Consider the following 25,430-nt stretch of genomic DNA (forward strand, 5'->3'; position numbering starts at 1 on the left):
AACGGATGGAAAATCCTTCTCGTTTCATTTGATGAACTTCTTTGTACATAATAATTTTAGAATAATATTGGTTCATATTTTCTTTGTCTTTTTGGTTTAAAACAAAGATTATATTTTCTTTTGGGGCGTAAGCCCCAAAAGATGAACTATGTAATTATTCTTGCAAAAGTTGTGCAGTCTTGTTGCCAAAAATGCTGCATTTCTAATTGCCAAAAATTGTGTATTCTTATTTACCGATTACAATATGTAGATCCAATCCAACAATTAGTAATAACACATTTAAAAAAACAGATATGCAACAGATAAAATTAACAGACTTAAGTCTATCAGAAATCAAAGAATTAGAGCGTCAATTATTAGAAAAACAATTAAAAGAAGCTGAACAGAGAAAAAACAACATTGCTATACTTGCTGATTTAACAGAAGGAATTGTAGATACTCATATAGATAAATTTGTAAATATTCAATCACTTTCAAATGATGCAATTATTCATTTATTTAATGATGCAAACTCTATTATCGACTCTAGAGTTGAAACTTATGGGAATAAGAAAAGAGACCAGGATTCACATACTTTTACTAAGAAAGATGGATCTGCATCTATTAAAATAGGTTGGAATATTAAACCTTCTTTCGATGGAACTGAGTCTGAAGGGATAGTCAAGATTAAAGAATATATGAGCTCTTTGGCAAGTGATGATGAAAATGAGCAAATAATGATGTCTTTCTTAAATACATTTTTAAAGACAGATGTTCAGGGTAATTATAATCCTAAACTAGTGCGTAAGTTAAATGAGAAAAGGGATGTTGCTAAATCACCCCTCTTTAATGAGGGAATGGATATCATTGAAAATGCTATAGTAGATATTAGAACTAGCATGTATGCCAGAGGCTATAAAATGGTAGAGTTTGAACCAGGAATAGAAAAAAGAATGGAGTTTAGTTTTTCAATTAGATAGGTATGGCAAAGAAAAAGTATATAGTTGAATATGATCCAATAAGCTGGACAGGTTACGGGGCATATTTAATTAAGAAAAATGATATGAATAAAACACCTGTTTCAGTTGTGTTTATAGCTCTTGGAGAACCAATAAAAGCTAAACAACATGCTAAAGAAACAGCTACAAAAATATCTAAAGCATTACACTTTTATGATTCTATTAAAAATTCTTAGGTATGAGTGTAATAAAAATAGCTAAAGTTATTAAGGATTGTAACGAGTGTGAGTATAAAGTATTAATGAAGTCTTATAAAGGGGATGAAATTTATTGTGCAATATGTGTTTACCATACTATTCAGGAACAAAATGAATCCATTGATAAAGAAAATGAAGAAGACGTAGATGATCATCCTGAGGATTTTTTATTAATGACATTCCATGGTGAAATAAAGCATTACAAAGTTAGTATTCCAATTCCAATCAAGTGTCCATTAGAAAATTATTTTGAAAGTTATGACAGCAACAAAAGAACAGAAGAGAGCTATTCGTAAGAACTGTAAGTTCGATGTGAATATAAAAGAGGAGCTAGTCCAATGGGCTACTTCAGATAATAATAAGACAAGTCTAAATGACTTGTCTTTTGATCAAGCAAATAAAATACTTGTAGCTCAAGGAGCAAAAAGTGTTAAAGCTAATGCCGATAATAGTTGGGGGTACTTCGATAATAACAACTCTAAACATAAGTATATATTAAGTCTATTAAGACAGCTTGGTATGGTTACAGAAGTAAAAGGTAGAGATGTAGCTGATATTAATAAATTAGGTCAATGGCTTAAAAGTGATAGAAGTCCAGTTCAGAAGCCTTTGAAAAAAATGAATCAATTAGAGCTTAGTAGAGTAATATCGGCTTTAGAAAAAATGGTACAAAAGAAATGGAAGTAGTTCAAAATATATTACACTGGATCTCCTTCTCTATAGGGGTGTTTATTATCTTATTTATTATAGCGGTTCTAGTTATACGATGTCTTCAAATTAGATTAGTAAATAAGAAAAATTGTAAGCATACAGGAGTGAAATATGGAGTAGTCTTGGAAAGAGCTTGTACCGTTGAACAGGTAATAGTTGTATGTGATCAATGCGGTAGTGTTATAAATAGAATAGTTGAGACATGAGGTTAGCTTTTAATTTACGATGTGAGAGGTATAGACTCGAATTATCACAAAAGGAACTCGCAGAAAAATTAGATATTACCCGTGTACGATATGCTAAATATGAAGAAGGGGCATCAGAACCTCCTTTATGGCTCTTAGTAAAGATCAGTGATTATCTAGGAGTAACTATAGATGATTTAGTAAAGGAAGATTTAAGAAAAAGGAATAAACAATCTTAATTATGGATATTAAACTAAAGATAAATAACGATACATTATGGGCCCTATCTAGATGGTTTTCTAATGTAAACCAATTAAAGGTAGAAAGTGGCTTATCAAAAGTATGGGTGACTATTGGATATGAGTTAACTGATAGGTTTGACAACATGTTTAAGAAGATATCTAGGCAGTCAGATCTGTTCAATGCAAAAAAGAATCATTCAGTAAAATTAAAATATTACCAGGCATATGCATTCAAAGAATTATTGCTTGTTATAATACCATATGTAGAAACGGAAAACCACCTGCATTTTACCCTTTTAAACAAAGTTGTTAATCAATTAGATCAAAAGTTATGCTAACAATATATAAGGTAAAAGGGTTAGATATTGGCCTTGAGTTTATATTTAAGTACGATTTGAATGGTGTCTTAGTAGCTTTCGAAAAGAATCAATTACTTAATGAAGCCCAAATCACATGGTTATATAGTTCACGTTTTCCAGAGACTGAGGATAGTTTAAAGAAGAACTGGGTACAAGACCTTAAAATGAGAAAGAAGTTTAAAGTTGAAAAAGCTCCAGCAGATTTGAGTTTTGAGGCTTTATGGGAAATGTATGGATATAAAGTTTCAAAACAAGATGCAATAAAAGCTTATAATAAGCTTTCAGAAATTGATATTTTAAAGTGTTTTCAGGGGCTTAAGCCATACGAGGAGTATTTAGCTTCAAAGAAGATTGGTAAAGCTCATTTGAGCCGTTATATTAATGGCAGGTACTTCGAGAATGAGTATTAATAAATAAGAGTTAGCTGCTTATGTGGTTAACTCTTTTTTGCTTTTATAACCTTGTCAAGGATTTTATGTTTATTTTTGAGAAATAACTTATATTTTTTATTATATGAATACATTACGTAAAATAGAATACTCAAATAAAGGATCAATATTTGAGGGTTTTTTTCATCAGTGGATTATTAAAAAAGACAAGATAGGTAGCGATATTTCTTTCGGATTAATAGAAGATAATGAAGGATTTATAATAGAGGTTCCTTTTGATTTAATTAAATTTATAGACTAATTATGTTATTAAACTCTGAATCTTGCTTATTTTATAGAAACTCTAAGTTGGATTATTATTACTTAGAAGAAATTTCATTGATAATCTCATATTATAAAGTGATAGATTTTAATTATGACTCTATACATGAAAATATAAAGAAAAAATTAGAAGAAGATACCTATCAAGATCACTCTGTTTTACTAAGTTTCGCATGGAATATTATTGATTATGCCGATAAAATATATAGCTTACTGGATAAGATATCTGTTGCTTATTATAATCAAGAGTCGGAATTAAATAGAAGCCCTAGATCAATTAGGAACACATTTCATCATTTGGAAGAAAGAATAGAAGAATTTAATAAAATCAATGGACAGTATTTTGGGAGTTTAAGTTTCTGTAAAGCAAATGAACAAGGTGTCTATTTTAATGAGGAAGATAAATTAGTTGGACATTTAGTTATCATAACTACAGGTTTTATTTCTGGAAAATCATATCAATGGTCTCCTGTGCTTAATAAAAGTATTGATAGTTTTTATAATAAATATAATATCATTGGCCTTACTCTTACTACAATTGAAAAAATAAAAAATGATCATAAAAAAATTTCAATTGATTTATATGATTTAAGAAGGGATTTAAAAAACATAATATATTTCATTGAAGAAAAGCATCGAGAAATCGACCAAAATGTTTTATTTGATAATCCTGAAAAAATACAAAGAGATATTTCAATAACAATAAACAGTAATTAATGAGACTATTTTTTTTCTTTAGTTTAGTGCTATTCAGTATAAAATCTTATAGCCAAAAACTAACAAGAGATGAAATTTCTGGAATGTATAAGCTAGATACAATAGTAAAAACTATTCATGACAAAGAGATATTGTATAGTAATGCATTAGATTGGGTAGTGTCTAAAAATAGAGATGCAAACACAGAAATTTTAAGTAAGGATGAATCTAGTGGAGAAATCCTTTTTAGTGCTAAATCGGAAAGCTATGTAGTTATAGAAGAAATAAGGAAAAAGAAAATTTACAATAGACATGGAGTAGTGACTGTTTATTTTATTGGAAAAATAATAGTGAAAGATGGAAAATATAGACTTATTTTTAGTGATCTTGAAAAGAGCTTCTTAACTTCTATAAGAATACCTCTAGTTCCATCAATGCTCGACAATGTTGATTCAGGCTCTATTGAAGCTTTTAATGATTTAAAAATGTATCAAGACAGCTTTATACAATCTATGTATAAACAATCTGATAGTGATTTTTAATAACAAACCCCGACTTGTTTAACATGTCGGGGTTTGTTATTTTTGTGCTATGAGTAGTATGTTAGTACATAATGTGAAGAAGGGCCGAAATGAGGGTCTAATACAGAGGCGAAACCAACAATTGGTTGCTCGCTTCTACTTCTATTCTACTCTTAATGATCTTAAATTCTCTAGAGTGTTAGAACTGCTAGAGTCAGAGTTTTTTATATCACAGTCAAGAATAGCAGATTTACTTGCCCAGCAATCAGATCAAATTACAGCTATAGAACTAAAATCCATTACCGTGAATGACCTCAGGGATACTTATCCCTCTATGAACTGGCAGTATAATCATGGTAAGATGTCTCAAAGGTCAGGACAGATATCTTTAAACCTTTTCTAATACTAGATGGTTGAACACTCTTTCGACTAAAAGAATAAAAACTTTCATCATTGTATCCCTGTAGTTTTTCATATACTTTATCTTGAAGACGCAAATAATCAAGTGATTTTTCTCTAACTCCAATCGGAGTCAATGAATTTGTTTCTCCTAAAGCTTTTGTTATTACTTTTATAGTAAATAATGCCTTTACTGATTGTATGTCTAAATGTATATCGCTACAATCTGGTAATGATATGTCGATAAGGCAAGCGGGATAAGTTAATGGTGGGACCTCTTCATTTAGTTGTCCCATATCTAGATCAATATATTCTATGCCTACTTGTGATAGGAGCTCCTGAAGTTTTAAATATAATTTTTCCATTGTTATTTGAATATCTTTCTTAGTTCAGCGATTGCTACTCGTCTAAGTCTTGCTTTTAAATAAGGTGAATCCTTTTCGCCTCCTATAAATTGTCTTTTAGGAATATTTTGATTAATTGTTCTACTATGTTCTTTAATATCAATTGTTTTTCCTTGAACCTTCCTTTTGTAAGATCTAACTTTTTGATTAACTGAGCCCTTGAATCCATAGTTATGAGCTTTAGCATAAGGTATATCAGGACCACCAGCTCCTACAAATACGCGGTTTTCTATTAGCCTTGTGATTCGTATGGATCTTTTAAGCTTTCCTGTTTTAACTAATAATGCTCTATCTGTATCACTTTTTATCCCCCATTTAGTTGGATTCTTTCTTTTTGGCCATACTTCTTGACTATCTCCACTCCAGGCTTCTTGTTCAAAACTATTCAAAGAGAAATTAACAACTTCATTACCTATTATTTCAGGTAAGGATCTCAAAGTACTAGCAAGTCGATTTTGAATTTTAGCAAACTGATCTGCTGATTTTTTAGCCATTTAAATATTTTTTAAAAGGTGTTTAAATAATTTGTATATTTGTACCACAGAGGGACAGGGTAAGGCCTCCCATTGTGCCAAAGCATTCTAATTAATTTTAGAGTGCTTTTTTTATATGTAGAAGTAATTTCCATCTACAACAATAATAATTGCTTTAAAACGATATTTGGTTTGTCCTTGATACATCCGTATACCTTGTATTACTCTACTTTTAGAATAATTAGATGTAATAGGGAAATGAATAATAGCTACTTCTGCTTTTTTAGCTTCACTATGCTGGAATGCTCTTTTAATAGTGTTTTTTCCTTCACCTAAAATACTACTAATGTCAAAAGTCTGTTCATTTAGTATTCCATCAACTTTCTTTCCTGGTACATCAGAGCTTTCATCTGTCAGTATAATTCTATTGCCTTTCTCATAAAGAATATTTTGAATCTCTTTTTCATAATGACCTGTTCTAGGGTCAAATGTGTGTCCTTTATGAATAGCTTTTACTCCATTGGAAGTACTCAACTCTACATCGTAATACTCAGGAGTATTGTACTTGTCATATTCATTTTGTGCTTTATAAAAAGAATCTGAAAGCAGTAATACTTCTTTAGGTGTATTTGATATATAACTATTCTCAGCAGTAAATACTTGTCCTGTAACTCCTACGTTGTTTCTAAACTCTTCAGGTATATCCGGCAGATCATACTTTGCAGTAGGTACACCATAACGCAACTTTTTAATTGTAGTTCTACAATTAAAATGATTAGGAGGCCAGTAATACATAAGTGATGGATCATCAACATTAAATATCACATCAGCAAGTGACTCACAAGTATCTGACGTGCGACCATCTTTCACCACAATTATCTGCACAAAGGGAAATATATCCTTTGTACGCTGTAAATCTTGCCATATACGAGACATCTGAGCAGAAGCAACTATAGTGTCATATTCCGTTTTTAAATACTTTATAGAGTCTCCCACAACCTTTTGAGCTTCATGTTTAAAGTCATTCCATGAACGTAAAGATCCATCAGGATTTAATAATAGATTATTTAACTTGATGTTATCGTTATAGTTCTTAGCTATAGAGAAATCCCATGTATTCTTCTTCAATGTCTCTCGAAGTACATAATCAGGGGAATTAAAATCAATCAGTCCGAACTCGGTATCAATTGCTTTAGAGAACTCCTTTCCTTGTGCCTGAACAACAGGCTTAGAGATATAATCTTTTTCAACTCCCTTTGCCTTATATACCCCTGTTACGACATCCATCCACTGAGCTGCTAATTTATCAGCCCAATCAGGTTCCTTAGCAGATAGGGTATGCGAATGTGTACAAGTATTACTGTATTTCTCATTAAGAGCTTTCCAATCAAGCTCCTCGTATAGTTTGAGTTCTATCGAGGAGCTCGCTGAAAAAAATCAACCACTTTTCTCCAAAAACTATAGTTTATCTTTTTAGAACTAAGGGTTTGTTTATTCGTTTTTTTCGAAGTTTTGGATATTTCTTCTGTATCAGTTTCTTGCTCTTCTTTTTCAATAAGAACTTTAGGAGCTTTTTCCTTTTTAAGACTACCTTTAGGAAGTCCAAAATTTTCATACCAATACTTTTCATCTATACCATATTCAGTTCTATTGTCAACTTCAATAGCAATTTCTAGTTGTTCTTTTTTTGATAGAGCTTTTTCTTTTTCAGGAAACGAGAACCAGCCACCTTCCACAGGGTACCCTCTTTTTGCTAATCTTGGTAATAATTCAAAATTTAAGATTCTTTGAATAAATCTTCTATCTGCTTTATTTATTTCATTCTCTACATCGGCATGAACTTTCCCTTGAGAATAGGATGAACCATCAAGGGTTGTCATTGTTTGCCCAACAATACCAATTAGTATCTGTTCATCACATCTCTTTAAGAAACGGTCATGTATATCTACATTTCCTGACTGTGAGTTTCCAATTGTTTTGATGTCTGATTCTTTACTCATAACAACTGAGCCTCCAGAACCACGATTTGCAAAGGCATTTTCCATTTCTTGACGACCCGCCTCGTCGTTTGGGTCGTATAACCCTGCAAGCATTGGTATTCCAAATAACTCACAAAATTGAGCGTAGTCTGCTCCACCATTTCTCTTAAAAATAGCATGTGGGGCAGTGTTTAGAAATATACCTAAGTCATTATCCTTTCCTAGATTTAAGATGAAATCATTGTGCTCAGAGTAACTAACACCATTAGTATCGTATTGATTAACTAGTATTTGTTTTGTTTCAGTGTTTAGGTGTCTTCTATCGATAGAAGTAATTTTAAATCCTGTTGTGAAATCAAGCTCAATGATTGACTTGCCATAGAACTTAGTCTTCATACACTCTTCTAATAGTTCTTCAAATGCTGGCGTGTCGATTAAGTCCATTATCGGTTCAATCTCTTTACCATTTTTTTGAAATACAATATCACTATTAGTGATTGCTCGAATCCTTTTACCTACTGCATCTGAAAGAACAGTATCAATTAATAGGTTATCATATAATTCGATTAGATTTGCTCTTCTGCCTCTGTCTGCCTGTTGCATTGCGCTTTTCCATCGATCAATACCAGTAATATTCCTTTGAGGGGGTTTTACTATTAATGTTTGACTTATTTTTAAACTTTTACCGTATAGTTTGTTCCTTTTATTCTTTAATGTACGTGCCATAATTAGTAATGATTAGTTCGTTTAGGATTTGAATTCCAAGAAAAAGAACTTGATCTATCTTCAGGCTCTTCAATTCTAGGTAATTTGGTAGGCATCCCTTTATATACTGCAGTTAACCAGGAAACAGATTCTTCGTATCTAAATTTCTTGTCATTATAGTCAATCGAAGGATTACTTAAACCAATAAGTTCCCAAAGGGCAATATCCTTAACAACCTTAAGAACTAAAGGGTTTCGCTTGTTTCCTATTTCTGAAAATATCTTATCTGTATCATATTGCTTCATCAGTTTACTCGAAACAAATTCAATAGCAATATCAATGGATGCTAATGCTATTGTTTCATCTCCAAGAATTATGGCATTTATTTCTTCACTTCTGGCATGAGTTTTAAACTCTTCAATAGTTAAATATTCTTTATACATTTTAATATCGTTTTTGGTTCTGTGCTGGTTTGTAAATTTTAGGAGGACCTACACTTTGCTTTGCTTTATTGTTAGCACTCCAAACACCACCTTCAACTCCATCAGGGGCATCATCATGAGCTCTTGATTTAGGTGATAAGGCTAGAAATTGAAATTCCGTTTCTTTCATCCCATCAGTGTCTTTAATGGCTTCGTTAAATATTAGCTTGCCATTTCGGTTTAAAGGCTCTAGGTTTGCTTCTATTCGATAGTATTTCTCTGGTTTTTTACGATCATCTGCTTTTAGTGCTAGGGTGATGCCATGTCTTTTATTAGCTAGTTTAATTTCTTGTTTTAACATGTCATCAATCCATGGCCACTCAATAATAAAATACACAGGAACCCTATCGTTTACATAGTTTAGAATATCATATTGCCAATCTAGCATTTGTGCAGTACTCACATGTCCACAATACATTCTTAAAACATGATATTCATCTTTCCATTTACCAATGAGGGCAGTAGCTTTTGTATCTCCATTTTTCTTGTAACTTGGATCTGTATATGCGATTAACCACTTGTAATCTTTGATGGGGCGCATTTTACCATACCTTAGTTTTTCAAACACCTTACCCATAATTATTGGGTTGTTGTAGTATTCCTTTTGGGCACTTTCTTTAGATATTTTGGAAAGAGCCCTGTCAATCATTTCTTCAGTATTTTTTGTGGGCCAACTACTTTTCCCATCTTTATCCCTGATGTTAACTATTTCAAAGAAGTCAGCTACTTCCATGGCTTTTTTAATACAGCAGTTTTCTGCTATTATGTTTCCATTGAAAATAACTAACATTGGATTAGAAATAGACCTGGTACCATACACAGCTTGTTCAAACCACTTCCATTTATTATCAATCAAATCAGGGTTGCGACATTCCTCATCTGTATCAAAGTCATCCATAATAATAGAGTCAGGTCTTAACTCTTCCTCCCTTGCACCACGTGGGGCTTGTCCTGCACCTACAGCAATAAACCTTGAACCCATTTTTGTTGTAAAATCGCTTGATGTCCAACTACCATAAGATACCTGGTCACCGTAATCATTTCTTAGCCTAGGGTTTTTTTCAAAAGCCAATTTATAAGGTTTTAATAATCTCTCAGCTGCATCTTTAGTTGCGGAAATCATGAACGTGAATCGCTTTTTACCTGTGCAATGCAGATATAGCATCTCAAGCATTGTTCGTCCACTTTTAGACATCTCCCTAGACCAAGGACGTACTTCGTACCATTCAGGATTACCTATAACTCTTTTGGTTGATTTCTTATGGAATGGCATTGGTTCAGCAGTGCAATACTTTTCGAAATAGTATTTAAACCACTCTTCAGGGTCAGCTTCAAGGCGATTAATACGCTTTCTTTTTTCTTCTTCAGGTTCAGATGAGTCTACAACTTCTGTATTTTGTAAAGACTTGTAATATTCGGTCCAGAAGTCTAGTGCGACCTTATCTTCTCTTGACTGCATTCTAGTTACTGGTATCATCCTCTAAGTTTTTCTTTAATAAAGTGATCAACATAACCTGCTAACAGCTTAGTATCATCAATATCTTGCCTTCTTACAAAGTCTAAGAACTGTGTAAGTGAATTGATAATCTCTGGAAGCATTGCTTTTGTTTCAAGGTCTTTGATATCCTTAACTAGCTGCCGACGAACCTGAGCTTCTTTGTGATCTGCGAAACGTGCTCCTTCTTTCTTGTTCTTAATTGATTCGTTTATCTCTGCGAGTTCATCCATTAGGTTGATCATCTGTTCTTCTCTAGTAAGAAGAATATTTCTTTTAAGCTTTCTCCAAGCTTCTTGATCTATCCATCTAGAAATTGTGCGTTCAGAGACTCCAACGCGATCAGCAATTTCCTTTTGGGAATCGATGTTTTCTTTGATGTACAACAGCTTTGCATGTTCCTTTTTTTTCTCCTGTTCCTCTTTTGTCATTCTTGCCATACTCTCTTATTTTTTTACAAAAGTGCTGTAATAAGTAGGTGTGTGAAAGCTGATAAAGTATGATACCCCAATATTCAGAGTATGATACCCTTGGATTTAGGGTATCATAGATTGCCAACTTTTGAGAGTGTTTTTTTCGCTAAATATTTGCATCAACAAACAAGGGAAAAGACAAAAGAGATGAGCAAGCCGTATGTCTTAAATGACGAGAATAAAATAAATAATTATGGGTTTAAAATCCTTAATACAGGAATATCCCTAGAAAGATTCATGGGTAATCCTATTTGCTTAAATGATCATAAGAATAATACAAAAGATGTATTAGGGCTTTGGAAGGACTTAAAATTCAAAGGACACCTGTTCACAGGTACTCCTGAATTTGACACTCAAGATAAAGATGGGTTAGAGGTAATCCGAAAGATTAACGCTGGAGTTATTGTAGGAACCTCGATGGGATTCGACTTTAGAGATGAAGACTTTGTCCTGATAGATGGGGAATTAGTCTTGATTAAATGTGAATTAAAGGAGATTAGTTTCGTAGCAGTTCCATCCAATGCTAATACTATAGTTCTATATGATCAAAAAGGAAAAGCACTGAGTAAAGAACAAATAAATGAGTTGTGTTTATCTGCACAAAATAGAACCATAAATAAACCACAAGTAATGAAGGAAGTAATTAAACACCTACAATTAAGTGATAGCGCGTCCGAAACAGATGTCTTAGGCGCAGTAAAAGATTTAGAGTTAAAACTAACAGCTAAAGGACAAGAAGTAATTGCCTTAAAATCAGCAAACGAAAAATTAGTTCAAGAGAAAGAGCTTCAACTTAAGGCTGAGTTCGATCAAGAGCTTGAATCCGCAGTCAAGGATGGTAGACTTGATGAACAAGGACGTAAACCAATTGAGGAAATGGTAGCTACTTCAGGGTTTGCCCAAGGTACAAAGTTATTAAAGGCATTACCAAAACGTAAGAACATTGCTGATAAGCTAGAGACAAAACAAGCTACATTATCCTCATTTGATAAAATGAGTTGGAGTGAATTGGATAAAGGAGGGTATTTAATGACTCTTAAATCAGATCACCCAGAGTATTTTAAAGAGCGTTTTAAAATGCATTTTGGAAAAGAACCTAATCAATAATTAAATACAATACAAGATGGGATTACAAGTTGAAGTATGGGCAGAGACGATACAGGAGAAGTTATTAGAAGACAATTCTTTTCTTAACCACGTAAGTGATGTGTCTTCTGACAATATTATTAATGGTAGAATTGTACATCTACCACAAGCAGGTGCGCCAAGTAAAGTAGTGAAAAACAGAAGCTCTCTACCTGCACAAGTACAAGAAAGAAAAGATTCAGAAGTTCTCTATCAAATCGATGAGTATACTACAGATCCTGTTAGAATCTCTAATGCTGATACTAAGGAGTTATCATACGAAAAACGCAGAAGTATTTTAGATCAAGATGTAGCCAACTTAAGTGAAGAGGTAGCAGAAGGGATGTTAACAAATTTTGTCGTATCACCTGTTGGAGATAGTAAAGAGCTGCCAAAAAGCAATATTATCCTTACAGATTCTTCTATTATAGTAGACGCAACTTTGTCTGGAGCAACTGGTAAGCGAAAAGCTTATTCTTTGAAGGATCTTCAAACTATGAAGACTTTCATGATGAAGCAAAAAGCTTGGACAGAAGGTAAGATGTTTGCACTTCTTACTCCAGATGCTGTCGCACAAATGTTTCCTGCTGATTCTCCTACTACTGCAACTTACATGCAAGCTACATCAGAAGCTGAGAGAAGAGCTGGGGTAATATATAAGGTTCAAGGGTGGCAAATCTTAGAACGTTCAAGCGTATATATTTTAGGAGAAGACAAAACATTTAAAGCATTCGGTTCGGTTAACGAGGCTAACGACTCTGAAGGATGCTTATTCTGGAACTCTCTAACTCTTGAGAAAGCAATAGGAACTACTGAAGCTTTTGAAAATATTGGAGACCCAACATACTACGGGGATATTTATTCCTTCTTGGTTCGTTGTGGTGGACGTGCAAGACGTAAAGGTTATGAGGGAGTTGGTGTGTTAATGCAAGCAATGAGTGTTTAATGAGGCAGGTTGACTTAATTGTGGTGCATTGTACAGGTGCACCACAAACTCAAAGTGTAGAAGTTATCAAAAACTTTTGGAGGAACACACTTGGTTGGAAGTCTCCAGGATACCATAAACTAATAGAGGCTAATGGTAATGTAGTTACACTCGCTACTCCTGATAAGATAACTAATGGTGTCCAAGGGTTTAATTCGAGAGCTTATCACATTAGTTATATTGGAGGCCAAGGAGGTTTAGATAATAGAACACAAGCGCAAAAGACAGCTTTAGAACAAGAAGTTAGAAAAGCAAAACAGTTATTCCCAAATGCTAAAATAGTTGGACATAGGGACCTTAGCCCCGATCTAAATGGGGATGGGATCATCACTCCTAATGAATGGACAAAAGAATGTCCATCCTTTGAAGTAACAGACTGGCTTAAAGAAATCAATTTATAGCATGAAACCAACTCCTGAATTACCCAAGCCTTTTTCTATAGAAGAAATCCAAAAATATCCTAAGGCTGTTATGATTGCATTTTTGATAGGATTATTAGTGTTATTCGGAGGTATGCTGATCAGTGTATTTTATAAACGAGAGGAAAGTGTCGATGATTGTGAAGCAGAAAGAAAGCAATTATACAGCCTTATTCTTCAAGAACGACAAGATCGAATCTTGCTTTATGAAAATATGATTTTCTATAAAGAAAAAGCAATCAAGTTAGAAGAACAACAGACTGTCACAGATAGTTTATATAGGTATAAAACCTTACAATACGTTAACAAGATATTAAAATGAAAAACTTGATAATTATAGTACTGACTTGTATATCAATCACACTCTGTGTATTTGCGCTTAAGCAATATAATGAGAATAAAGTGCGACAAGTGCAATACAAAGAACTTCTTACTTCTTCAGGTAAAAATGAAGTGGTAAAAGAGTACATCAGAGATAGCATTAAACATACTGTTTTCATCGAAAAGAAAATAAAGGATACAGAATTAGAAAAGCGACTAGCAATAACTAGTCAATATGCAGATTCTTTGGCTACGGCTTTACAAATATCTATATCTCAGATAAAACAGGTAACAAAAGTAAATGCAGAACTGGATGCTACCCTAAAGCTCGTGAACCAAGAAGATGGTACTGTAACTTATCAAGACAAGTATTTATCTCTGTTATACAAGCCTCAAGAGCAACTACTAGATCTAAACTACAAAGTTAAACTAAACGTAGCAAGATATAGTAAAAGGACATGGATTTTAGGTCCTAAAGAGAGTTATATAGATATATACTCAGATGATCCACGAGTCACAATAAAAGGACTTAATTCTTTCACACTACAAGAAAAGTCACAACGAAGGTTTGGCATAGGAGTATCGACAGGTTATGCAGTAGCTATTAATAATAATCAACTCGTAACTCAACCCTATATCGGTGTAGGGCTTAACTACAACGTACTTAATTTTTAAAGATGAAAACAAGAGAAGAACTAGAAGACAAAGCACAAGAAATGATGCGTATTCATAATCTTGATGCAATTCACTTGACAACAGATGGTCAAGGTTTCACGGATAAAGAAAGAGCAATTTCTCATTCTAATTTACAAAAGAATAAATCGGTGTACTTCTATCAAAGAAAAACAAACGATGCTATTAAGGTAGAATCTAAGGAAGTAGATAATGAGCGAATACAGTTGTCTGAAAAATATGAAAAGCTCTATAATAATAAGCCTCGCTACAATATGGGCCTAGAGAAATTGAGGCAAGCTATTGTGGAAAAGGAATCTGAAATAGAGAATCATAAAGAAGCTACTGAAGAAGGCACGAACACATCAACTGATGAAGAGCAATCTAGTCCAGGAGATGGTAGTTCACAGGACTCAGAAACTATTGAGGCTGAAGAAAAGTAAAATCATTAAACATAATTTAAAGAGTATTTAAAATGTCTGAAAAAAGAACATACGGATTAAAGGTCTTGAATGCTGGAGAAGTGACAGCGGATGGATCGATGCCAGAACAATTAGAAGAATTGTGTAGAACTTATAAGAACTCCGTTGAATTTACAGAGGATGATCCTCAAATTACTGAAGAGTATTGTGATCAGGAAGAGGATCCTATCGAGATCTTCGTCCAAAAAGGAGCAAAACAAATAAAATTTTCAACTTTTGATTATTCTCCTGAAACATTAGTTAAGCTAAAAGGTGGTACTATAGTTAATGGGCAGTACGCAGAAAGTACTAATACTGAAAGCATTTATTTAGCTATCGAACTAATCACAAATACGGGTATGCCATTCCATTTTCCTAAATGTAGAGTAACGACTAAATATAATGCAAAGTTTATTCATGATGGCATGGCTCTATTAGAGGTAACGTTAAAGCCAATGTCTCCTGGTGCTGGTAAGTCTCCTGTTTTGATTGGAACTAAAACTCCATAATATGGATCAGGAATTAAAAGCAGCAAATATATTACTTAAAAGAGGTGTTAAGGTACCAATACCTGCACCTCTTTTTTTACAGGTAATCACTTTGTTTATTGTACGTAAAATAAACTTGGAGATAAAAGACTTGAAGTTATCAACGCTTCTAAAAATAAGTAGACTATTTAGTTTAATGGATATTGATCCATCGAAAGAATTAACTGTAGCTCAGGCTTATGATTTACTATTAAAACATCGAAAGAAGGTATCTAGGATAGTTGCTTATGCAATGTTGGATAAAGATTATCTATACTGGTTATCTCCTATACTTAGCTATATCATACGGACTAGATTAAGCTCCAAAGAAGTTAGTTATTTATTAAAGATCTCAATTCTTTATTCAGGCATAGAGGATTTTATGAGTACTATCAGATCAATCAGAGCGATGAAGATTACAACTCCGATGAATCTGAGTCAAGATCAGAAGACGAGTTAACAAGTGAAAGCTTCCATAGCGTCTTTGGACTAATCTACCTTTTTGCTGAAAAAACAGGTTGGTCAAAAAAAGAAATTCTTCAATGCACCCTAATAGAACTTACTATTATGTTGGCAGATGCGCCTAAAGTCAAAAAAAGTATAAAACAAGTAAAAGAATTTGAATCCGATGAAGAATTAGCATCGTGGTTTGGTATGTAAAATTTTAGTTATGAACGAAGAGCCAATAGAGTTAGAATTTATTATTAATTCACCCGAATTACTTGAGCAAGCAAGTCAAGTACAAAAAGGTTTAGAAGGGATTGATAACACAGTATTAAGAGCTGAAAATAACTTTAGGGACTATATTAATACTCAACTTGAGGCTAGTAACGCTATGGCTCTTAATGTTAAGCTAACTAAAGAGCAGCAACGTGCGTATGATACTTATACTAACTCTATAAGTGGCCTTAAAGAAATGATGCAATCAGCGACTGATCCAACACAGATTAGTGTTTATGAATTCAAAATAAAAGAGTTAACACAGTCTCTTGAAAACTTAATAAGTAAAGCAAACGCTAAAGAATCAATTACGATAAACACTGTTAAGTTAGAAGAAGCTGGACGCTTAATAGACAGTATCTCAGATAAAACATTCACTCCTTCTTTTGCTTCTTCAGAAGAGTTAGAGCTGCTATCCGATAGAATTAATAAAGTAGATAATGAATTTGAACAATTAGAGATTGTTATTGATTTTGTTAATGCACGATTAAATAGTTTAGGAGATAATGATGCTTTATTATCCATCCAAGAGGATATCAATTCAGCTAATCAACTACTTGGTAGAAATGTAGAGAAATATGATGCTACTGGTAATTCAATAAGTCAAATGACAGATGCTTTAATAGTGTTTAAAGACCAATTGTCAACTGAAACTGATGCAAAAAACATAGTTACGCTTAATAGAAATATTGAAGATCTAGAAAATAGGATTAAACAGTTTAACTCAGCAGGTAAAACAGGTTTTGATGAATTAGGAAATGCTATTACAACAGAAGCCGTTGAAAGCGTTAAAGGTTTAAAAGGACAACTTGCAGACCTAGTGCAACAAATGGCAAATTTACGCATACAAGGTAAAGAGAATACAAGCCAATATCGTGAATTGTCAGCTGAAGCAAAGCAATTAGCTGGGGCTTTATCAACAGTAAATGAAGAAGTTCGATTTTCTGCATCAGCATCAAGTAATTTGGACACTTTGATTCGTGCTACTAAAGGAATTGCAAGTGGTTATGCCTTAGCTCAAAGTGCCAGTGCTTTGTTTGGTAATGAACAAAAAAACTTAGAGCTTACCTTAGTTAAGATTACATCTACACTATCCTTATTACAAGGCCTACAGACCATACAATTAGAATTAGCTAGAAAAGATTCGATTGCTACAAAAACACTTACATATTTAAAAGGATTGTACGCTAAAGCTGTTGGGGAGTCAACTGGGGCTTTAAAAGGATTCAAAGTAGCACTTCTAGCATCAGGTATTGGTGTAGCAATCGTTTTAATAGGTGAATTAATAGCCAATTGGGATAAAATCAGTAAATCAATAGGTTTGTCTTCTGATGAGCTTGTTAGGAACCAAGAGATTGGTAAAAAAGCTAATCAAATGTATGGGGATAAAATTGCCAAATTACAACTTCTTGCTAAAACCAATGAGCAAGTTGCTTTATCTGATCAAGATAAGAAAAAGGCAGTGAATGACTATAATTCAGAGTTCGGTTCTACCCTTGGTTCAGTAAAAGATTATGTGGAACTTGAAAATAAGATTATTGCTAATGTAGATAACTATATTGAATACCTGAATGTAAAAAGTCAGGCTGAAGCATCTTATATGATTTCTTTAGAAAAACAAAAGAAGTTACTAGAACAAATCATGGCCTTATCAACAGGTGATTTAACTTGGTATGAGAAACTTCAGGATATGTCAAATAAAGGATTTGAAAGTATTTGGAAGGGATTAGGTATTGATATAGGTGAAACTAAAAGAGATATATCTGAAACAGAGATTCTAGGTATTATAGGATTACCTACAGAAGCTGAGTTCTTAGTAGCTATATCAAGTTATAGTAATGTTATTCAGGATAACCTTAAAGATTTTAGAAAACAACAAGTATCTGATAATGGTATGCTTGAAGCTTCATTTGACTTACAAAAGAAAGCATCCGAGCTAGCTGAAAAGTATAGAGTAAAGCCTGATGACAAGAACTTAGATAAAGTTAACACCAAAGCTTTTGAGGATAAGATAAAAGCTCTATCTGCTATTCAAAATGCTGAAGATACTTTAGCTAAAAATAGACTTAATGGATTGCAAAAAACATTACTTGAAATAGAACAGCGATATTCTAAACTTAGAGATGAGGCTATAAAAGCTAAACTAGAATTAAAGGATCTAGAGCGAATAGATTCTCTAGAGCAACAAGAAGTGTCAATAGTTAAGTATGCAAGTGATACAGATAGTTTAAAAAAGCAACTAGAAGAGGCTAAAAAAGACTATGAGTCTTATGAATCATATAAAGCCAAGACTAGCGAAAGTTATGCAAAAGAGACATATTCTCATTTAATAAATACCCAACAAGAATACATTGATTTATTAAACAGTGAACTTGATAAAATCAACGTAAAAGACATGAGTGAAGAGCAAAAAAGCAGATATGCAATGCTTACACAAATGCTTATTGAGTATACAGATAATAAAGCTGAAATTGAAAGGGAAGGTTATGCAGAACTTTATAATCTAACAGCAACCACTGAGCAACATATTCTTGCTATTAAAGAGAAATATGCTAAAATGAATCTAGGCCTTCAATCTAAGTATGCTGGAGAAGAGCTTAAGCAAAGACAAGGTAGTTTATCAAAAGAAATGCGAAAAGAGTTTGATGCATTAGCAACTGATCTATTAAATAACTCAGGAGATTACACCAGGGCTTTGGATGTTATTAGTACTGCCACTAGGAGTCAAATTGAAAAGCAAATAAAAGAGCTTACAAAGTTCTTAGAAGCGAACAAGAACATATCTCAAGAGCAACGACAAGCGGTAAATGAGATAATCAAAGACTTAACTAATAAACTCCCTTTCGCACAAAACGGTCGAAATATTGGAGTTGGCGCAACAGCAATTATAGATAGCCAATTAGAACAAACAAGAGCTAGAATAAATCAGCTTAAAGATGATAAAAAGTCTTTGACTGATAAAAATGGAGATGCAATTAAGGAGTTTGTGAAAAATGTGGCAGAAATAGATGTTGAAATAGGTTTGCTAGAAAATCGCCTCGCTTCATTAAGTTTAGATCGTATTGGAGCCATTGGGCAAGACTTAGGTTTTATAGGAGATCAATTTATAAATATCTCTAACGGGTTATCAGATATCAATCCCGAAATGTCCCAGTTGTTTGGAATATTAGGTGAAGGTTTAAGGATAGTTGAACTAGTAAGTAAAACAGTTTCTGATCTTGGAAAAGGAATAAAGGATTCTGGAGCTGCAGGTGGCAATTCAACAATGGAAGCTATTGGAGCGGGTCTAGAAGTGGCAGGTGCAATTGCTCAAATATGGGGTGGTATTGTAGCTCAGCAAAAAAGAGCATATCAGGAGTTTAGAAAATGGCAAATGGATGTGTACCGTGGTGAGTTAGAGTATCAAGCTCTTTTGCGTCAACGAAGATTTGATAGTATTAACCGATCAGGGTTTGAGGCTAGTAACTATCAAAAGGAATTAGATGAGCTGCAGAAGCAAATTCCTGAAATAGAAAAACAAATCAATGAACAACTTGAGAACCTTCAAAACAATGGAAGTTATATAGTTGATCGTTGGAGGTCTAAAAGCTTTTGGAGATCTACAACCAAAACAACATGGGGTGATTTAATGGGGTTGGATTATGATGATCTTGAAAAGCTTTATAGTGAAAACAAACTCGAAGGTGATACACTTGTTTGGTTTGAAGAACTGAAAAAGCTAAAGGAGGAGCTTAAAGATGTCCAAGGAGCTATTGAGGAAACTCAGCAAGCTTATTATGAAGCTATGACTGGTAGTACAGTTAATGGAATAGCAGATACAATTCGCAAAGGTGTTTTAGAAGGTAAAAAGGATTTTGAAGACTTTTCCGAAGATATTGAGGAGATGCTTAGGAATGCTATACTTCAAGGAATGCTTACAGACTCAATGGCAGAAGGTATCAAAGACCTTCAAAAAGAAATGGCTGAAATGATGGAGGATGGAGAATTGAGCGAAACAGATGCTGATAAGATCCGTGAAATGTATATGGATATTGTAAATGATACTCAAAAAACTCTTGACGCTTTAAATAAAACAGGAATAGACTTTACTACTCCTGGTTCCGAATCAAGTAATTCTTTGAAAGGAGCTATAAAAGGAATGAGTGAAACTCAAGCAGATCTATTAGCAGGGCAAATGGGTGGTTGGAGGTTAGCTCAGCTTGAGACTAATTCAATTTTAAATAAAGGGTTCATGAGTCATTTGGAAGTGTTATCCAAACAGGTTGAATTACAAATGAAGATTGAAATCAACACCAGGGCAACTGCAGTTAATACAGATAGAACTGCCAAGGCTGTAGAAACACTAATTACTATTAAGCCTAAAAACAAAGATGGAATATTAAAATCAGCAGGTATATGGACACCTTAAACACTAGATCCTTAAAAACAGCATTTGGACTTAGGATTCAAACAGGTACTCAAAATCTTTTGGAGTACCCTGAAAGAAAAGAGTTATTAGCTAATGATTGGCAGGATCAAAATGGTATAGAATATCAAATAAACAAAGTCTTTTTTAAAGATAAAGAAGTTGTGTTGAAATGTGCTTTTCTTGCTAATAATGATACTATTTTTTGGAGTAATTATAATGCCTTTTTTAAGGAGTTGACTAAGCCAGGATATCAAAAGCTGTTTATTTATGATCATAGTATGACCTATGATGTGTTTTATAAACGAACTTCTAATTTTCAAAAACTAAGAAAAAGATTAAAAAACGTAGAAAGGGTTTTTGTGAACTTTGAATTAATACTACAAGTAAAATGAATTATACAATCAAAAGAAATAACATAGAAGTTGCAACAGTATCTCCTACTGGTTCTTTGAACTCTACAATTATGGGAGAAGAAGTTGTACAGATGAATTTTACTCTTCCTAATTATGTTGCATTTCATATTGGAGATACTGTTAGAGTCTATGGAACTACTTATGTTCTAAATCAAGAACCTAATGTTCAAAAAGTATCTACCATTAATTATGTTTATGACTTGGCTTTTGAGTCTTTTAAATACGATTTAAACAAGCTTTTAGTTTTTGGGTTAAACAGTAACAATGAACTAACAGAATTGGAACATGCCATAATGGGAGATCCATTGACTATCTTAAAACACCTTGTTTTAAATGCTAATAAAGACGGTGGAACTTGGAAGGTTGGCCAAGCAGAAGAATTAGAGCCTAAAAATATTAGCTTTAGTTCCCATAATGTATTATCTGCATTATCCATGTGCGCCGAGGAATTCGAAACAGAGTACTGGATTGATGGTAATAAGACTATTCACTTAACTAAAAAACAAGAAGTTAGTGGTTTATCATTGAAATATGGACAAAGTAAAGGATTAAGATCTATTAATAGAACAACCATTGACTCATCTAATGTCATTACTAAATTATATGCTCAAGGTTCGTCTAGAAACATTCCAGCTCAATATAAATATGGTTCCTCTAAACTAAAAATGGATGTGCCTTTCTTAGAAAAAAATGTGAACAAGTTTGGAGTTATTGAATATGCAATGACTTACGATGATATCTATCCTCGTAGGAAAGGAAAGGTAACTCAAGTATTCTCTAACGATGTTTTAAAGTTTGTAGACAATACAATGGATTTTGACCTAAACGGTAAGACTACAATACATGGAGAAGAGCAGCCAATTTTGTTACCAGGTACTTCTGCAAAAGTTACTTTTAATACAGGACAATTAGCAGGATATACATTTGAAATTGCCAAGGGTGGCTATAACCATAGTAAAAAGGAGTTTGTACTGCTTAAGCATAAAGATGAGAAAGCTTATGAGTTACCAAACAACTTATTAAAACCTGCACTTGGTGATGAGTATGTAATTACAGATATCGTAATGCCTGAATTATATATAAAAAAGGCTGAACTTGAGTTAAAGGAGAAAGCTATTGAGTATTTAGATCAAAACAGTATACCTCGATTACAATACGAAGTGCAAGGAGATCCAATATACTTTGAAGAGCAGAATATAGATTTACAACTTGGTAATACTATTAAGTTTATTGATTCTGATTTTGGACTCGATGATCATATTAGAGTGGTTTCGATATCTAAAGACTTACAAAATCCATTTGTAGTGGAGTTCTCCATTGCTGAAGAAATTCAACAACAAAGTATTATTAGGGATTATATCGACAAGAACAAAAAAGAGCAAGAATTAAAAGATATCCAAAGAGACTTTAATCTTGGTATTAAACGAAACTATGAGTTTTCTCAAGAAATCGAAGAAAATGTATTTGATAATGAGGGATACTTTGATCCAGGTAAAATAAAGCCTTTGTCCATCGAAACTAAGATGTTGTCTGTTGGAGCTAGAGAGCAACAATTTACTTTAGAGGATCTAACTCTAATGGTTGAAAATAATAATACAACTCTTAAGAATACTAAAGGGCAAATTACTCATTATACTATAGAAGATAAGCCGCGAACTTGGAATATTCCTGCAGCTTCTTTTAATGGTATCACTCAAGGCTTTAATTTCATTTATATCAAGGCACAAAAGATTGGACAAAATGCATCTGTATTTGTATCTCCAACAGCATTAAAAGTAGATGAAGATCCTGCCTTCTTTTATTTTGAAGCTGGTTATTTATCAAGCGTTACAGAAGGTTACAGAAAACTGAGGCTTTCAAATGGATTTACTACAATCAATGGTCGTGAAATTACCACAGGTAGAATTAGCTCTCAAGATGGAAACACATACTTTGATTTAGATACTGGAGAAATTAAAGGAAAAATTACCTTCTCAAGTAATTCACCTGCGCTTGAGGAAATTGAAAATTCAATTAAAGATCAAGAAATTTATATTGAGTATTCTGAGAATGGTACTTCCTGGCATATTGTTTATCGAGATGGGGATAAATTTATGAGACAGAAAAAAGGAGATAGTAATTGGTCGGATGCGATGCTATTTAAAGGTGATACAGGTGCAACTGGACCAAAAGGAGATAATGGAGAAAGGGGTGTTCAAGGCTTACAAGGAATAAAAGGAGATCAAGGTATTGCTGGAGTTAAAGGTGTGGATGGAAAAACTTCCTATACACACATAGCTTATGCCGATACATCAACGGGAGGAGGTTTGTCACAAGTGCCAGGATCTAAAACATATATAGGAATGTATGTGGATTTTATAGCAACAGACTCTACTGATCCAAGTAAGTATAAATGGTCGTTAATTAAAGGAGCGAATGGAGCGAATGGGACACCTGGTGCAAAGGGAGCTGATGGTAAAACTCCTTATTTCCATACCGCATGGGCAACCAATGCTAATGGAACAGCTGGGTTTTCTACAACCGTAAGTATAGGTAAAACACATATTGGTACATATACAGACTTTACTCAAGCAGATTCTACAAATCCATCATTGTATAATTGGTCTCAAATTAAAGGCGACACTGGTGCAACTGGACCTAAGGGTGATAAAGGAGCAACTGGAGATAAAGGAGCAACTGGAGATAAAGGAGCAACTGGAGATAAAGGAGCAACTGGTCCAAAAGGTGATATGGGGGCTACTGGAGCAACTGGTCCAAAAGGAGTTGATGGGGCAAATGGAGAGCCACTTGGAGATGGTGTGATATTATATGGAGATGCCGATTTTAGACAAGGAACTAACAGAATGTCAATTTATAATAATTTAAATAATGGAACTGTTAGTTTATCTAGAATAGTAAAACCTTCAGATGCTCCAACTCAAAGTACACATATTATGAGGTGTGAAAACAAAGGATCAGCAAGTCCATCTTTAGGAGGGTGGGTTATTAGTACTATCTCTAGAGCAAATGCAGTATTTGTATATAAAATGATTGCGAAAATACCAAAAGGCTATGCAATAAATAATAATCAAAATGCAGTTGGAGATGGTGCTATTCATAAATGGTTGACAGCTAGAGAAGGTACAGGTAAGTATGAGACTTATATTTATAAGTTGCAATGTGGTTCTAGTGGCAGTTTTAGCTCATTTGGTTTTATGAGTATTAGTGGCAGTCCTATAGGAACAGTATCAACTCCTGTGATAGTTGATATAGCATACGCAACTATTTTTGACATGTCTATCCCAGATCGTCGATTTGATTTTTTGTCTACAACAATCGATGGTAACTCTATTGCAACCGGTACATTACGAGTAGGTCAAGGTAATGTAGATACTGCAGGTATAACAGGAGTTAGGGACTCAGGTCAATCAAGTAACATTGCATTTTGGGCAGGGTTAAGTTTTGAAAATAGAAAAACAGCCCCATTTAGAGTAGATACAACAGGAGGGTTGTATTCTACTAAAGCCTATATAGATGGAGAAATACACGCTACTAAGGGTACATTTAAAGGATTAGTAAGCATCGGAAGCTATGCTGGTATTAATGGTGCAGCTACTTCTGCAACAGATGTAGTGTTTTATTCGGGAGCTGGTTATAATGATAAAGGACAAAATTTTCAGATTTTAAGAAATGGGAATGTCAAAGCTGGAGGAGAATTACAAATTGGTCTAGATGCTCAATGGCATACTAAGATAAACGAGGAGCATATACAGGTTAATGTTCCTCGTAGCGACTATCCAACAGGTGTAGCAGTTCATTATGATAATAACAATCATGTAAAGTTAAGTCTAGGTGAGCGAACAACTGCTTCAGGAGGAGCTAATTCTTACGGAATGATTGTAAAAAGAATCGACCCAAATCCAAATATTGCGAATCGAAGCGGTATGCATATTCAAGTATCTCCACCTACTGCAAATCCAATAAATCAAGCTAATGCTATAGAATTACAAGGAGGAGGAATACATGGTAATGCAATTAGTTTGGTTACAAAATCAAACCTACAATCATATTCTGCGGGTATGGAATCCATGTTTATTAATGTTGTTACCTCACGGATTACATGTAAACTATATTTACCTACAGGAATAAATAGATGGCATGGGAGGCTGTATACATTCATGATGGCTGGTAATGGTTATTGGGATGTATACGGAGGAAACTCAAAGGTATATGGACATGAAGGATGGAATGCTAATGCAGGTTCATATTTGGGATTTAGCAAATATGCAACTAGGTGTACATTGATATATTGTCAAGCAATGAACACTTGGTATATCAAAGATTTACAGGAATATTAATAAAAAAATAACA

General features: G+C 33.6%; 28 protein-coding genes. 21 read left to right on the top strand and 7 right to left on the bottom strand.

What is annotated here, in order from left to right:
- Positions 1–293 precede the first annotated feature (293 nt).
- The 10 genes from ACYSNM_RS03375 (at position 294) to ACYSNM_RS03420 (ending at position 4,640) form a co-directional block, all read left to right on the top strand.
- Positions 294–959, top strand: a complete 666-nt coding sequence (locus ACYSNM_RS03375; protein ID WP_461755611.1) for a hypothetical protein — start codon at positions 294–296, stop codon at positions 957–959.
- A gap of 2 nt (positions 960–961) precedes the next feature.
- Positions 962–1,174 (top strand): hypothetical protein, encoded by a 213-nt coding sequence (locus ACYSNM_RS03380; protein ID WP_461755612.1) that lies wholly within the window; start codon positions 962–964, stop codon positions 1,172–1,174.
- A gap of 2 nt (positions 1,175–1,176) precedes the next feature.
- A complete protein-coding gene (locus ACYSNM_RS03385) occupies positions 1,177–1,491 on the top strand; it encodes a hypothetical protein (RefSeq protein WP_461755613.1) in 315 nt (104 codons plus the stop codon).
- Positions 1,454–1,882 carry a hypothetical protein gene (locus ACYSNM_RS03390; RefSeq protein ID WP_461755614.1) on the top strand — a complete coding sequence of 143 codons (429 nt, stop codon included), beginning with the start codon at positions 1,454–1,456 and terminating at the stop codon, positions 1,880–1,882. Before ACYSNM_RS03385 ends, ACYSNM_RS03390 begins: the two co-directional genes overlap by 38 nt.
- A 226-nt stretch (positions 1,883–2,108) precedes the next feature.
- A complete protein-coding gene (locus tag ACYSNM_RS03395; protein ID WP_461755615.1) occupies positions 2,109–2,330 on the top strand; it encodes a helix-turn-helix transcriptional regulator in 222 nt (73 codons plus the stop codon).
- A 2-nt stretch (positions 2,331–2,332) separates the two neighbouring features.
- Positions 2,333–2,671 (top strand): hypothetical protein, encoded by a 339-nt coding sequence (locus ACYSNM_RS03400; protein WP_461755616.1) that lies wholly within the window; start codon positions 2,333–2,335, stop codon positions 2,669–2,671.
- Positions 2,665–3,102, top strand: a complete 438-nt coding sequence (locus ACYSNM_RS03405; RefSeq protein ID WP_461755617.1) for a hypothetical protein — start codon at positions 2,665–2,667, stop codon at positions 3,100–3,102. The genes ACYSNM_RS03400 and ACYSNM_RS03405 overlap by 7 nt, the downstream gene beginning before the upstream one ends.
- Before the next feature lie 103 nt (positions 3,103–3,205).
- Positions 3,206–3,382, top strand: coding sequence for a hypothetical protein (locus ACYSNM_RS03410; RefSeq protein WP_461755618.1), 177 nt, complete (start codon positions 3,206–3,208; stop codon positions 3,380–3,382).
- A gap of 98 nt (positions 3,383–3,480) precedes the next feature.
- Entirely contained in the window at positions 3,481–4,119 is a 639-nt protein-coding gene (locus ACYSNM_RS03415) for a hypothetical protein (protein WP_461755619.1), read from the top strand.
- Positions 4,119–4,640 (top strand): hypothetical protein, encoded by a 522-nt coding sequence (locus tag ACYSNM_RS03420; RefSeq protein ID WP_461755620.1) that lies wholly within the window; start codon positions 4,119–4,121, stop codon positions 4,638–4,640. Before ACYSNM_RS03415 ends, ACYSNM_RS03420 begins: the two co-directional genes overlap by 1 nt.
- A gap of 311 nt (positions 4,641–4,951) precedes the next feature.
- Here the strand turns inward: ACYSNM_RS03420 and ACYSNM_RS03425 are convergent, their stop codons facing one another.
- From ACYSNM_RS03425 to ACYSNM_RS03455, 7 genes are all read right to left on the bottom strand, one after another.
- Positions 4,952–5,314, bottom strand: a complete 363-nt coding sequence (locus ACYSNM_RS03425; RefSeq protein WP_461755621.1) for a hypothetical protein — start codon at positions 5,312–5,314, stop codon at positions 4,952–4,954.
- A 71-nt stretch (positions 5,315–5,385) separates the two neighbouring features.
- Positions 5,386–5,916 (bottom strand): hypothetical protein, encoded by a 531-nt coding sequence (locus tag ACYSNM_RS03430; protein ID WP_461755622.1) that lies wholly within the window; start codon positions 5,914–5,916, stop codon positions 5,386–5,388.
- A 111-nt stretch (positions 5,917–6,027) separates the two neighbouring features.
- Entirely contained in the window at positions 6,028–7,182 is a 1,155-nt protein-coding gene (locus ACYSNM_RS03435) for a minor capsid protein (RefSeq protein ID WP_461755623.1), read from the bottom strand.
- A 125-nt stretch (positions 7,183–7,307) separates the two neighbouring features.
- Entirely contained in the window at positions 7,308–8,600 is a 1,293-nt protein-coding gene (locus tag ACYSNM_RS03440) for a phage portal protein family protein (protein WP_461755624.1), read from the bottom strand.
- A gap of 2 nt (positions 8,601–8,602) precedes the next feature.
- Positions 8,603–9,022 carry a hypothetical protein gene (locus tag ACYSNM_RS03445; protein WP_461755625.1) on the bottom strand — a complete coding sequence of 140 codons (420 nt, stop codon included), beginning with the start codon at positions 9,020–9,022 and terminating at the stop codon, positions 8,603–8,605.
- A 1-nt stretch (position 9,023) separates the two neighbouring features.
- Complete coding sequence (locus ACYSNM_RS03450) at positions 9,024–10,538, bottom strand: hypothetical protein (protein WP_461755626.1); 1,515 nt, start codon at positions 10,536–10,538, stop codon at positions 9,024–9,026.
- Positions 10,535–10,996, bottom strand: coding sequence for a helix-turn-helix domain-containing protein (locus tag ACYSNM_RS03455; RefSeq protein ID WP_461753158.1), 462 nt, complete (start codon positions 10,994–10,996; stop codon positions 10,535–10,537). Before ACYSNM_RS03455 ends, ACYSNM_RS03450 begins: the two co-directional genes overlap by 4 nt.
- Positions 10,997–11,176: 180 nt before the next feature.
- Between ACYSNM_RS03455 and ACYSNM_RS03460 the strand changes: the two genes are divergently transcribed.
- The 11 genes from ACYSNM_RS03460 (at position 11,177) to ACYSNM_RS03510 (ending at position 25,417) form a co-directional block, all read left to right on the top strand.
- A complete protein-coding gene (locus ACYSNM_RS03460; RefSeq protein WP_461755627.1) occupies positions 11,177–12,136 on the top strand; it encodes an HK97 family phage prohead protease in 960 nt (319 codons plus the stop codon).
- A 16-nt stretch (positions 12,137–12,152) separates the two neighbouring features.
- On the top strand, positions 12,153–13,100 hold the full coding sequence (locus ACYSNM_RS03465; protein WP_461753156.1) for a hypothetical protein: 948 nt from the start codon (positions 12,153–12,155) through the stop codon (positions 13,098–13,100).
- Positions 13,100–13,540, top strand: a complete 441-nt coding sequence (locus ACYSNM_RS03470) for an N-acetylmuramoyl-L-alanine amidase (RefSeq protein ID WP_461753155.1) — start codon at positions 13,100–13,102, stop codon at positions 13,538–13,540. The genes ACYSNM_RS03465 and ACYSNM_RS03470 overlap by 1 nt, the downstream gene beginning before the upstream one ends.
- Before the next feature lies 1 nt (position 13,541).
- Positions 13,542–13,880 (top strand): hypothetical protein, encoded by a 339-nt coding sequence (locus tag ACYSNM_RS03475; protein ID WP_461755628.1) that lies wholly within the window; start codon positions 13,542–13,544, stop codon positions 13,878–13,880.
- Positions 13,877–14,554: a DUF6808 domain-containing protein gene (locus ACYSNM_RS03480; protein ID WP_461755629.1), complete on the top strand. Its 678-nt coding sequence runs from the start codon at positions 13,877–13,879 to the stop codon at positions 14,552–14,554. Before ACYSNM_RS03475 ends, ACYSNM_RS03480 begins: the two co-directional genes overlap by 4 nt.
- 2 nt (positions 14,555–14,556) lie before the next feature.
- Positions 14,557–14,994, top strand: coding sequence for a hypothetical protein (locus tag ACYSNM_RS03485; protein WP_461755630.1), 438 nt, complete (start codon positions 14,557–14,559; stop codon positions 14,992–14,994).
- A 32-nt stretch (positions 14,995–15,026) separates the two neighbouring features.
- Positions 15,027–15,521: a hypothetical protein gene (locus ACYSNM_RS03490; RefSeq protein ID WP_461753151.1), complete on the top strand. Its 495-nt coding sequence runs from the start codon at positions 15,027–15,029 to the stop codon at positions 15,519–15,521.
- A gap of 1 nt (position 15,522) precedes the next feature.
- Positions 15,523–15,999 carry a hypothetical protein gene (locus ACYSNM_RS03495; protein ID WP_461753150.1) on the top strand — a complete coding sequence of 159 codons (477 nt, stop codon included), beginning with the start codon at positions 15,523–15,525 and terminating at the stop codon, positions 15,997–15,999.
- Between the two features lie 210 nt (positions 16,000–16,209).
- On the top strand, positions 16,210–20,667 hold the full coding sequence (locus tag ACYSNM_RS03500; protein WP_461755631.1) for a phage tail tape measure protein: 4,458 nt from the start codon (positions 16,210–16,212) through the stop codon (positions 20,665–20,667).
- The gene (locus ACYSNM_RS03505) at positions 20,655–21,059 is read left to right on the top strand and encodes a hypothetical protein (RefSeq protein ID WP_461755632.1); all 405 of its coding nucleotides are present in this window, start codon (positions 20,655–20,657) and stop codon (positions 21,057–21,059) included. The genes ACYSNM_RS03500 and ACYSNM_RS03505 overlap by 13 nt, the downstream gene beginning before the upstream one ends.
- Positions 21,056–25,417: a phage tail protein gene (locus ACYSNM_RS03510; RefSeq protein ID WP_461755633.1), complete on the top strand. Its 4,362-nt coding sequence runs from the start codon at positions 21,056–21,058 to the stop codon at positions 25,415–25,417. Before ACYSNM_RS03505 ends, ACYSNM_RS03510 begins: the two co-directional genes overlap by 4 nt.
- Positions 25,418–25,430 lie beyond the last annotated feature (13 nt).

This window comes from Myroides sp. LJL116 (assembly GCF_054871685.1).

Bases quoted from the DNA above. Each gene is read 5' to 3' on its own strand.
- ACYSNM_RS03450 (WP_461755626.1), bottom strand. From the start codon at position 10,538: ATGATACCAGTAACTAGAATGCAGTCAAGAGAAGATAAGGTCGCACTA.
- ACYSNM_RS03405 (WP_461755617.1), top strand. From the start codon at position 2,665: ATGCTAACAATATATAAGGTAAAAGGGTTAGATATTGGCCTTGAGTTT.
- ACYSNM_RS03485 (WP_461755630.1), top strand. From the start codon at position 14,557: ATGAAAACAAGAGAAGAACTAGAAGACAAAGCACAAGAAATGATGCGT.
- ACYSNM_RS03440 (WP_461755624.1), bottom strand. From the start codon at position 8,600: ATGGCACGTACATTAAAGAATAAAAGGAACAAACTATACGGTAAAAGT.
- ACYSNM_RS03460 (WP_461755627.1), top strand. From the start codon at position 11,177: ATGAGCAAGCCGTATGTCTTAAATGACGAGAATAAAATAAATAATTAT.
- ACYSNM_RS03510 (WP_461755633.1), top strand. From the start codon at position 21,056: ATGAATTATACAATCAAAAGAAATAACATAGAAGTTGCAACAGTATCT.
- ACYSNM_RS03385 (WP_461755613.1), top strand. From the start codon at position 1,177: ATGAGTGTAATAAAAATAGCTAAAGTTATTAAGGATTGTAACGAGTGT.
- ACYSNM_RS03380 (WP_461755612.1), top strand. From the start codon at position 962: ATGGCAAAGAAAAAGTATATAGTTGAATATGATCCAATAAGCTGGACA.
- ACYSNM_RS03495 (WP_461753150.1), top strand. From the start codon at position 15,523: ATGGATCAGGAATTAAAAGCAGCAAATATATTACTTAAAAGAGGTGTT.
- ACYSNM_RS03475 (WP_461755628.1), top strand. From the start codon at position 13,542: ATGAAACCAACTCCTGAATTACCCAAGCCTTTTTCTATAGAAGAAATC.
- ACYSNM_RS03420 (WP_461755620.1), top strand. From the start codon at position 4,119: ATGAGACTATTTTTTTTCTTTAGTTTAGTGCTATTCAGTATAAAATCT.
- ACYSNM_RS03410 (WP_461755618.1), top strand. From the start codon at position 3,206: ATGAATACATTACGTAAAATAGAATACTCAAATAAAGGATCAATATTT.
- ACYSNM_RS03435 (WP_461755623.1), bottom strand. From the start codon at position 7,182: ATGGATGTCGTAACAGGGGTATATAAGGCAAAGGGAGTTGAAAAAGAT.
- ACYSNM_RS03375 (WP_461755611.1), top strand. From the start codon at position 294: ATGCAACAGATAAAATTAACAGACTTAAGTCTATCAGAAATCAAAGAA.
- ACYSNM_RS03430 (WP_461755622.1), bottom strand. From the start codon at position 5,916: ATGGCTAAAAAATCAGCAGATCAGTTTGCTAAAATTCAAAATCGACTT.
- ACYSNM_RS03490 (WP_461753151.1), top strand. From the start codon at position 15,027: ATGTCTGAAAAAAGAACATACGGATTAAAGGTCTTGAATGCTGGAGAA.
- ACYSNM_RS03425 (WP_461755621.1), bottom strand. From the start codon at position 5,314: ATGGGACAACTAAATGAAGAGGTCCCACCATTAACTTATCCCGCTTGC.
- ACYSNM_RS03470 (WP_461753155.1), top strand. From the start codon at position 13,100: ATGAGGCAGGTTGACTTAATTGTGGTGCATTGTACAGGTGCACCACAA.
- ACYSNM_RS03390 (WP_461755614.1), top strand. From the start codon at position 1,454: ATGACAGCAACAAAAGAACAGAAGAGAGCTATTCGTAAGAACTGTAAG.
- ACYSNM_RS03445 (WP_461755625.1), bottom strand. From the start codon at position 9,022: ATGTATAAAGAATATTTAACTATTGAAGAGTTTAAAACTCATGCCAGA.
- ACYSNM_RS03500 (WP_461755631.1), top strand. From the start codon at position 16,210: ATGAACGAAGAGCCAATAGAGTTAGAATTTATTATTAATTCACCCGAA.
- ACYSNM_RS03480 (WP_461755629.1), top strand. From the start codon at position 13,877: ATGAAAAACTTGATAATTATAGTACTGACTTGTATATCAATCACACTC.
- ACYSNM_RS03505 (WP_461755632.1), top strand. From the start codon at position 20,655: ATGGACACCTTAAACACTAGATCCTTAAAAACAGCATTTGGACTTAGG.
- ACYSNM_RS03400 (WP_461755616.1), top strand. From the start codon at position 2,333: ATGGATATTAAACTAAAGATAAATAACGATACATTATGGGCCCTATCT.
- ACYSNM_RS03465 (WP_461753156.1), top strand. From the start codon at position 12,153: ATGGGATTACAAGTTGAAGTATGGGCAGAGACGATACAGGAGAAGTTA.
- ACYSNM_RS03455 (WP_461753158.1), bottom strand. From the start codon at position 10,996: ATGGCAAGAATGACAAAAGAGGAACAGGAGAAAAAAAAGGAACATGCA.
- ACYSNM_RS03395 (WP_461755615.1), top strand. From the start codon at position 2,109: ATGAGGTTAGCTTTTAATTTACGATGTGAGAGGTATAGACTCGAATTA.